The following is a 7,811-nucleotide window of genomic DNA, read 5'->3' on the forward strand; positions in this document are numbered from 1 at the left end:
GGCTCTTGTGGCTTGTATGCGCAAACTGCTGACCATCTTAAATGCGATGATTAGAAAAGATGAAGAATGGAATGATTCGTATCATCAGATAACGCCATAAAAATCGTGTTCAAGACAGTTGCTTCTGGAAAGGTTATTTCGTGTTGGATTGGGTTTATCATGTATTGTCTTCTTTTTCAAAAATTATGATTGTGGTTATGAAGAGTATGTAATGTACTTGTTATATGAACCCAGTGATCACCGCAGAGCTAACATGACTTGGATATTTTTCAGGGTAAGAAAACCGGAAGATCACAAGGATTTTCCGGTTTTTTTGTTTATATACCTTCTATATCAACTGATTTTTAATCTCTGTGGATTAAAAGCGACTATTTTTTTATCCTTAGTCATCCCACATGGATAAAAGCCTTCTTTATATATATTGAACATTTTTTCTAATAATGATTCATTTTTATTTCCTAATATATATCTTTGTATAGATAGCATTTTTAACTGATAGTATATATCATCTAAAATTTCAAAATAAAAATCGTCATACTCTGTGTTTATCTTTTTTATCTTGGATTTTCTATAAGATAATATCTTTTCTTCTTGTAAATCACCATATTCTTCGTCAATATCTTCTAAGTAATCTTCGGCTTCAGAATAGTTATCTTCTAAGGAAAACTCACCAACGTTATTTTCTATAAGATCTTGCCATACTAAGTATCCATCTGGAAGGTCTTGACTAAATGATAATTTTAGAGATTTATCTTTATCCTCCAATAAAATAACATCAGAAGATAACTGGCCCTTTCCTGATAAAAGGTCATCTAAAAATAAAAAACGCATTGGTTCAGTTACAAACTTCTTATTCAAGCCTTTCATCATTACACTCCTAAAATTTTATTCCACATGTCTAAAGCTATTTTATTGCCTATCTTAGATTTTCCTTTCCAAATATCCTTAGCTCTGATCGGTGTTCCATTCATCATCCCTTTTTTAGCCAAGTTTTGTATATTAGCAACCTGTTTCGATATCTCCGTAACAGACTGATTTAGATCTATTTTGTCTAATGCATTTTTAATCGCTTTAGAGTAACCATTATGGTTACCTTGATGCCTTGCCATTGCACTAACACCTTTATCCACCTCTCTTAAAAAAATTCCATTTGCTGCATTGTCGATATCATACTTAATTTTTTTCAAGGCAGGATGACTAGCGTATTGTTTGGGAATAACATGATGAGCCTGATAACCACTTCATTTAGTTGAACGTGGTAACCCCATATCCGCCATCATATTTTTACCTAACTTGGTCGAGCATCCAGCCAAACCGAGTGGGTCAATCCAAGAAAGAGGATTTTCAACATACGCATATAAATTTTCACCACCCTGAATTCCCAGCGGATCTGGCGTCAGATACACACCCGCCTCTGGCGAGAAATATCTGAACCGATTATAGACTAAACCGCTCTCTGCATCGAGCCACTGGCCTGCAAACTGCATTTCCGGATTCAGTTCAGCATTTTCGCCAGCGGCTTTCAATTGCACTCCGTACAGGCTCTGTTGTGGCTGACGCCAGACGCGGTGGCCCTGCGGGTCAAACAGTGCCAGCGGTTCTCCCGTCGGAGCACAGACAGCATATTGCGTCTGCACCTCACCGGCAATCAGTTCACGGCGGTTTTCCGGGTTCAGGGTAAAAAATTGTACCTGCTGCGCCAGTAACTGCCAGCCATCAAACACCAGATGCCGGATGCTGTACAGCCGGTTATGCCGGTATTCGCGGATTTCCGCCGGCACATCCCCGTCCCACAGGTAGGTGGTGCGCATCCCCGCCTGTTGACACGCTTTTTCGATGCGCCGCCCATAGGCATCGTAGCGATAATCCCATTGCTGGTCGCCCGGGGTCTGCACGCCGATCAGCTGATTCTGGCTGTTCCAGCGGAATCTGGTCAGTTGTGGGCGATGGCCTTCCTGCCACAGCTGCATGGCGGTCATCCGTCCGGCCTCGTCGTATTCGAACAGGTGCTGGCCTGCCTGCCGTAGCCGGTGCCCTTTCTGGTAGAGCCGCTCGTTGTCAATTTCGTGCCGGCCGTCAAAACGGCGGGCGGGGTAACCACAGGTATCATACTGATAATGCTCCCGCAGCCGCTCGCCGTCACTGACCGACGTGATCTGGCCGTTGCCGTTGACCACATAACGCAGCCACTGCCGTTCATCGTTGGCGGCCACCAGATTGAGGGCGGCGTCGTAGTGATATTCCCGGTCTAAACCCGAGAGCGTCGGTTGTGGGATGTCTGCCAGATCACCGGCGGCGAAGAACTCCGGGCTGGTATTGCGGCCTGCGCGCTGCCAGCTCAGTTGCCCCATGAGAGTATGTTCCTGACGCAGAATGAAGCCCCTGTCCGACTGGCGGTAGCATTCGTGTCCGTCTTCGTTCCGTTCAAACGAGAGCCGGTGCCCGCCATTGATGTTGAGCAGACTCAGTTCGCCTGCTTTGTTTGCTTGCATGGTGGCGGTCCACTGGCCGCCATCCGGGATGAGCAGGGTGCGCGTTACCTGCGTATTGTCCGGGTAATCGCGGGTGATATTGCCGTATGCCTGGGTTTCGCGGATAAGGCGGTCTTTATCATCGTATTCAAAGGTCAGCGGTCCAGCGTCCGGCGCAGTCACCTCGAGCAGACGCCCCAGGATATCGTAAGCGTAAGTGGTGCAGCCTTCCGGCGTGTGCATCGCGGTCATTTGCCCGGCGGCATCATAGTCATAGCGGGTGACCTGATTCAGTGCATCCCGCTTTTCAATGCAGTTGCCATTGCCGTCATACGCATAATGCCACTGTGTACCGGCGTAATCGGTCTCCGTGGTCACCCGCCCGTCGGCATCCAGCTGATAACGGTAGCTTTCCCCCTGCGGGTTAATGACTTCCAGCAGTTGCAGGCTGTCAGGGTCATAGCGGTACTGCCAGCGGTGGCCTTCCCCGTCAAGGCGGCCGACCGGCAGGTCAAACGGCCCGTATTCAATCTGCCATTCCACGCCCCGGGCATCTGTCCATCGGGTCAGGTTGCCGTGGCGGTCATGGCGGAAGCGCTCCAGGCTGTTGTTGGGGCGGTCACTTAAGGCGATGCGGTGATGGCGGTCATATTCCCACGACCATAAGGCTCCGCCCCCCGATGACAGCCGCTGCAACCGGTCATGGCTGTCGTAACCCAGCCGCAGGCTGCGGTTTTCCTCATCAAACAGCCGGCTCAGCCGCAGATGGTCATCGTATTCCCAGGTCCGCTGATTGCCTTCGTCATCTTCGGCCTTCGTTATCAGTCCGAACGCATTGCGGCTCAGGGTGGTTTTGCTGCCGTCCGGGGCAATAAAGCACCCGGCATGACCTTTATCATCGTATTGCTGCCACCAGACCCGCCCCAGCGGGTCGGTCATGCTGGCCAGCCGGTCATCCTCATCGTAGTGGTACTGCCACACGGCACCGCCGGCATCGGTAAATGCCGTGACCAGCCCGGTATCCGCCAGATAATCCAGTTGCAGGACCTGTCCTTCCGGCAAAATCTGCCGTTGCAGGTTACCCCAGTTATCGTATTCATACCGGGTGACATGACCGCACGGGGTTTCCACCTGAGTAACCTGTTGCTCCACGTTATAATGCCACGTCGTGGTATGGCCCTGTGGCGTGGCGGAACGGGTGATACCGGGTTCATAGGCCAGCCGGACGGGGTAATAGCCCCCGCTGCCGACGCTTTCAATGCAGCGCCCCTGTGCATCATATACATAATCCACGGCAGTCTGGTCACCGTCCGACCAGCGTTTAATCCATCCCTGTGCATTGTATTCATAGAACAGGCGGAATTGCTGGGTACTGTCCGCTTCTGCCAGCCAGCCATTGTCGTGATAGTCATAGCGCACCATGACGTCATTGAGACCACTGTCGCTGCGGCGGATGTCAGTCAGCAGGCCGTCTTCACGGTACAGCAAGGCCAGCTCCGGGCCGTCGCTGTGAGTGACCCGGTTTAACTGGTGCTGTTCGTTGTAATGAAAATCGATGGTGTTGTCGTTGCGGTCACGCAGGGCCGATAATTGCCAGTGCTGTGTGCCAGCAGTTGCTAAGATGCCCGGCTGGGTAAAGTATTTGCTGACCGGCTGATTACGCTCGGTCAATACGAAGCCCTGTTTTTGCCGGCTCAGCGTAAATTCCGGGTGCTCCGGGTTGATACTGTGGTCTACGCTCTGGGGCAGGGCGAAGTGCAGGGAGGCGCCTTCCAGCGTCAGAACTTCTATCCGGTCGCCGGTGACGATAACGGCCTCGGAGAAGTTGTCCAGCCAGTTTTCACCCAGTAAACCCCGTAATCCCGGTGACCAGCTGCGGGTGAAGGTCAGCGGTATCGTCTGTCCCAGTTCAAGCTCGGTACGCTGGTCAGACAGGCTGCCGGTAGTGACGTCTATCGGGTCGCCTGAGAAGAACTTTTTGGTTGCCTGGGTATAACGTTTGACCCCTTTGTTGGCCTTAAACGCTGTTTTGGCACACACCAGCGTTTTGCCCTTCAGAACATTGCCGGCTTTTTTGGCGCCCAGCTTCGCCCCGGCTAATATTGCCTGCCGGCCGGTTTTGGTCAGCAGTTTGCCGACGCCTTTCAGCAACCCGCGTGTCGGCGGTACCAGAAATTCTACCGCCACCAGTAACGCCCGCTGCCAGCCGGAGAATTCTTCTTCAATTTCCAGGTAAGTTCCCTGACCGGAGCCGATAAAGACCTTGCTGGCGCCGCCTTTGATGGCGGCACCACACACCAGTTTATCGCCGACCCGTGCCGCCGGCTGGCCGTTGATAAACACCGACTCACTGCCCTGCGCTATTAATGGCGGAGTCGGATGTTTGCTGCATGCCGCCATATCGATGGTGGCTCGTGCGGCGGGCATGCCTTCAATGATGACGTTACCGGACCCACTGCTCAACACCCCGTCCGGTGAGCCGAAGCTGTCAACGAAGTTCGTGACGGCAGAACTGGCCGCCGCGATGGCATCACTGGCCAGATAGGTTAACCCGCTGCCGGCAGCGGCTACAATAAGGGTCGCCCCCAATCCGCCCGTACCGGCAACCAGCAATCCCACCGCCCCAAAAATGGCTGCCCCAATCAGCGCACCGGCCACCGCCCCCATCAGGGCACCAAAGAAACTCTTATGCTGGATGGGGTCGCCTTTGCGTGCGGCTGCCGGCCCTCTGGCACCGCCCGCAGGCGGCAGTGGCGGCCGGGCATGGGTGGCCCCGACCCGCGCAATCCGGGTAATAATTTCATCACTTAATCCCATATCGGCTTCTCCTTATGCCGTCTGAAAACTGCTGACCACCGCCAGTAAAGCCTCCCGTTGCCCGTTATTCATGGGTTGTGGCGAGGTCAAATTAAACGCCAGCAGCTGGCTGCCCCGGATTTGCAGCACCACCGTCTGGTGCATTTCTCCTTCCGGGCTTTGCCACTGGTAATCCAGCCGCCACGCCATATCGCCACTGAGTTCGGTTTGCAGCCGCTGGTGCTCCTGATACCCCGGCAGGTGGGTCACAAACTGCGTCAGTGTCTGTTCATAATAGGTATTGCTGTCGGTACCTGCCGGCACCGGGGTGCGGTTAATCACCAGATTGACGCCGCTGTCATCCGGCAGCACAAACACGTGCATCGATTCGTCACGCCAGCCGGCGGGGATGTTCAGGGTGCCTTCGTTCATCTGGTAGGGTTGTGTGCTCATGGGTTTTCCTTTTCACTCTTTTTGTATCATCAATATTCAGCCCGCCGCAGAAAAATTCTGCTGAACGGATTTCAGTCTTGTTGCCGGACTGCCCGGACTCAGTTCAGGGTGATGACCTCTTTTCCGTTAATAATGACGGTGTTACCGGTAATATGGATATTGCCGTCGGTATCAATCGAGATGCTCCCTTTAGTGTTGCCGATGGTGATGCCGCTTTCAGTGGACTGAATGGTGATTTGTCCTTTGACACTGAGTACGCTGGTTTTTTCCACGGTGACCTGCCGTGTCCCGATACTGCTCACCTCCATGCCGGCCACCTCTTTATGGCGGTCAGCCCGCACACTGATGGCCTGATTGTGTCCGACGCTTTCGGTATGGTCGTGCATCACGCGGGTGCTGCGGTCATTAAGCACCGTGGTGTCCATGTCCTTCTGTGCGTGCAGTGACAGCTTTTCACTGCCTTTGGCATCCTCAAACAGCAGCTCGTTATATCCCTCGCCTTTGTGGGTTTTTGAGCGGAAGGCCATCTGGGTTTTGCTGCCCGGCAGCCCGCCCGGCGGAATATTGCTCGCATGGTAGGTTCTGCCGGTGACGATGGGTTGATCCGGATCGCCGTGCAGAAAATCCACCACCACTTCCTGACCGATGCGCGGGATAGCGAGCATGCCCCAGCCCTGTCCCGCCCACGGCTGGGTCACCCGGATCCAGCAGGAACTCTGGTCATCGGATTTGCCGTAGCGATCCCACGGGAACTGGAGACGGATGCGTCCGTACTGGTCACAGAAGATCTCTTCCCCGGCAGGTCCCACCACTTTGGCAATCTGCGGGCCGTCAATGCCCGGTTTCGGCAGCGGTGTCGGCCGCCAGTGCTGGTTATGGCGGATAAAACTGAACTGGCTGTGTAGCGTGGTGCCGCTGTCGCCGGTGGCCGTTTCCAGGGCACCCGGCTGGTTGCCGGAATGGCTCGTGCTCACCACCTGCCACGGCTGATTCAGATCCGCCCGCGGGTGGTTGGTCAGAATGAACAGTTTCCCCGGCTGGATGGCAATCGCGTGACCGTGCCCCTGTCCGGTGATCGCATTGTTACGCAACGCTTCCAGCCGGTAGCGGGTGAAGGCTTTGCCGTGGGCTTCGTCCTTGAACCGGCCGGGGTAGTCATAGTGCTCGTAATACTGCTCCTGTAGCTGTTCGTCCTTCATCTGTTCACGAAATTCGGCCGGCCATGCCGGATTTTTGAAAGTGTAGTCCTTCAGCTCAACCTGCGCCGGGCGTACCTGTGCGCTGCTGGTGAAGCTGGTCACTGACGGCTTGCCGGTGGTACTGATGTCACCCGGCTGATAAGGCAGCATAATGCCCGGCGGCACTGAACCGGCGTCGTCGGCAAACACCAGTGTGTTGCGCCCGTTACCGCATTCAAAGAAGTAGAAGATGCCTTCTTCCGCCGTCAGCCGTTGCAGGAAGTCAAAGTCGCTTTCCTGATACTGGACGCAGAATTCCCGCGCCGGGTGCGGCTGGCGCAGGCTGAAGACCACGTCACGAATACCGTGCTCTTTAAGCAGGGTGGTGAGGATGGTCACGATATCCAGCTGCTGGAAGATGCGTGAGTTCTGTCGCAGGGAAGTGCGCCATAAGTCCGGGCAAATCGTCATCTGGTAGGTGGTCTGGTGCAGCCCGGTATTGCCCTGTTCAAAGCGGGCGACGCAGCCACTGAGACTGCGCTGTTCTTTGCCGTCCTGCATGATGGTGAGCGTCGCACTGCGATCGAGGACAGACGGGAAGTCAATGGCCGGATCAGCGCTCGCCAGCCCCACGTTGAGGGTAAAGAGCCGGGAGAACCCTTCGTTCAGCGTAAAATCGGTGACAACGAACGTCTGCGGCGGCAGGCCGCCTGCCGTCAGGGTAAATTGCAGGCCGCCCGGGGCTGAGTCTCCACCGCCGCCCGCCTGTTGCAGCGCCCTGGCTGCCAGGGCAATCGCATCTAAATTTTTTGGGCTTTACCCAAAACCGTCAGCAGATATTTGTCATCCCAACCTGCCCGTTTACGGCGGGCTTTAATTCCCGCTTTGGTGGGAGCTAAACGAAGTAAATTCA

6 protein-coding genes are annotated in these 7,811 nt (G+C 54.2%); 1 reads left to right on the top strand and 5 read right to left on the bottom strand.

All coding sequences use genetic code 11. The features are described 5' to 3' along the window. Positions 1–333: 333 nt before the first annotated feature. The 3 genes from AACQ81_RS19220 to AACQ81_RS19230 are packed head-to-tail and all read right to left on the bottom strand — an operon-like array spanning position 334 to position 5,138. A complete protein-coding gene (locus tag AACQ81_RS19220) occupies positions 334–870 on the bottom strand; it encodes a hypothetical protein (RefSeq protein WP_155270955.1) in 537 nt (178 codons plus the stop codon). Then, positions 870–1,187: an AHH domain-containing protein gene (locus AACQ81_RS19225; RefSeq protein ID WP_237388274.1), complete on the bottom strand. Its 318-nt coding sequence runs from the start codon at positions 1,185–1,187 to the stop codon at positions 870–872. Before AACQ81_RS19225 ends, AACQ81_RS19220 begins: the two co-directional genes overlap by 1 nt. Positions 1,188–1,241: 54 nt before the next feature. Then, positions 1,242–5,138, bottom strand: a complete 3,897-nt coding sequence (locus AACQ81_RS19230) for an RHS repeat-associated core domain-containing protein (RefSeq protein WP_237388275.1) — start codon at positions 5,136–5,138, stop codon at positions 1,242–1,244. A 40-nt stretch (positions 5,139–5,178) separates the two neighbouring features. Between AACQ81_RS19230 and AACQ81_RS19235 the strand changes: the two genes are divergently transcribed. Then, positions 5,179–5,313, top strand: coding sequence for a hypothetical protein (locus AACQ81_RS19235; protein WP_272903121.1), 135 nt, complete (start codon positions 5,179–5,181; stop codon positions 5,311–5,313). Here AACQ81_RS19235 and AACQ81_RS19240 read toward each other — a convergent pair. Beyond that, positions 5,301–5,720 carry a DUF1795 domain-containing protein gene (locus AACQ81_RS19240; RefSeq protein WP_237388276.1) on the bottom strand — a complete coding sequence of 140 codons (420 nt, stop codon included), beginning with the start codon at positions 5,718–5,720 and terminating at the stop codon, positions 5,301–5,303. The genes AACQ81_RS19235 and AACQ81_RS19240 overlap by 13 nt on opposite strands. Before the next feature lie 98 nt (positions 5,721–5,818). After that, positions 5,819–7,693: a type VI secretion system Vgr family protein gene (locus tag AACQ81_RS19245; RefSeq protein ID WP_237388277.1), complete on the bottom strand. Its 1,875-nt coding sequence runs from the start codon at positions 7,691–7,693 to the stop codon at positions 5,819–5,821. Between the last annotated feature and the right edge of the window lie 118 nt (positions 7,694–7,811).

This window comes from Xenorhabdus sp. Sc-CR9, from assembly GCF_963897815.1.
Classification (GTDB): Bacteria; Pseudomonadota; Gammaproteobacteria; order Enterobacterales; family Enterobacteriaceae; genus Xenorhabdus.

Bases quoted from the DNA above. Each gene is read 5' to 3' on its own strand.
- AACQ81_RS19240 (WP_237388276.1), bottom strand. From the start codon at position 5,720: ATGAGCACACAACCCTACCAGATGAACGAAGGCACCCTGAACATCCCC.
- AACQ81_RS19220 (WP_155270955.1), bottom strand. From the start codon at position 870: ATGATGAAAGGCTTGAATAAGAAGTTTGTAACTGAACCAATGCGTTTT.
- AACQ81_RS19230 (WP_237388275.1), bottom strand. From the start codon at position 5,138: ATGGGGGCGGTGGCCGGTGCGCTGATTGGGGCAGCCATTTTTGGGGCG.